This window comes from Limnohabitans sp., from assembly GCF_040400975.1.
Classification (GTDB): Bacteria; Pseudomonadota; Gammaproteobacteria; order Burkholderiales; family Burkholderiaceae_C; genus Limnohabitans_A.
Window position 1 is genome coordinate 1 of sequence record NZ_JBBAPF010000141.1, and the last position, 1,134, is coordinate 1,134.

Annotated in this window: 1 protein-coding gene; it reads right to left on the reverse strand. The window is 65.3% G+C overall.

Going from position 1 to position 1,134, the window contains the following annotated elements:
• Positions 1 to 1,079 (reverse strand): hypothetical protein (locus ABWQ00_RS16230; RefSeq protein WP_353239696.1); only part of this gene is annotated, 1,079 nt, incomplete at its 3' end.
• Positions 1,080 to 1,134: the final 55 nt, after the last annotated feature.

A 1,134-nucleotide genomic window follows, 5' to 3' on the forward strand; every position in this document is an offset into this window, starting at 1 on the left:
TGCCACGCAGTGGCGACAGACCCGCCAACATTCCGCACGCTAGCGCTGCCAGAGCGGCCCAGGGCGAGGCCACGACTGCACGCCGGTGCTTCCTCGGCGGACTGGGCGCACAGCGCAGGCTGAAAAGGCGGCCTCACTGAAGGGCGAGCCTCAGATTGGCCGTAGTCTCGTGCCTCCGCTGCGAGGTCGTCTGTGGACAGGCCGTACTTGATGGACAGCCGGTCAATCAGCAACTGAGCTGACTGCAAGACGCCCTCATCGATGGTGCTGTTGTTCGCTGGTGAAGCATCGGCAAGGTTCGAGACGGCAGCAGGGGCTGCGTCCCTTTCACTTTTGCGAACAACCTGGGGTGCGTGCTGTAATAGGCCGGGGATGTACTGATTGCGCACCTTGATGTACAACTGGCCCTCGAGCCCGTCGTGCATGGCCAACATGCGCTCGACCTCACCCTTGGCAAGCTTGGTCGGGTCGTGCTGGCGGAAGATGCCGATGATGCGGTCGCGGAGGTCTTCCGGCCCACCGTGTGCAGGTGGCCCAGCACAGGGAGGGACGGTGCTGCGCAAGCACGCGCCGAGGGCCGCGCCTTGCTGTGTAGTGTGCTCGACCCGCGCAGAGTCCAGCGTATCGCCGTGCGCACCGTCCTGCTGGTCCATCACGGAATCCTGCTCACTCCCGGAGCAACGGTCTTTGTCGCCACCGCTGTAGGCACCCTCGCCGCCCGGCGCGGTGTTGGGCCCCGCTCTGGTGGCAAGCAAAGCCGCCGAAACCTCCTTGGCAAGGCACACGTCTGGGTGAGCGGTGCCCTGCCGTGCCTTTGCCTGCTTGCAGACTCTCCTGGCAAGGTCTGGCCGGCCCAACTGCCGTAGCTCGGCCTGCAGCTTGCCAGCTGAGATCGCCTGTCCCGATGCCTGCTTGGCAACCTCCAGAGTCTCCTCAAAGCAGGTGAGCACCGTGGCGCTCGCAGAGCCTCCCACGAAGCGGAAGGCCAGCTCGACGGCCCAGTGGCTCAAGCGGCCCTTCGTGCCGGCGGAGAGTCCGCAAGCGGCCACGTCGTCAAGGACATCGCGGAGGATGCCCATGGTGCTGTAGCAAGGCTCAGGCGCCGAATGGCTTGAGCCAAAATGGCTACGGAGT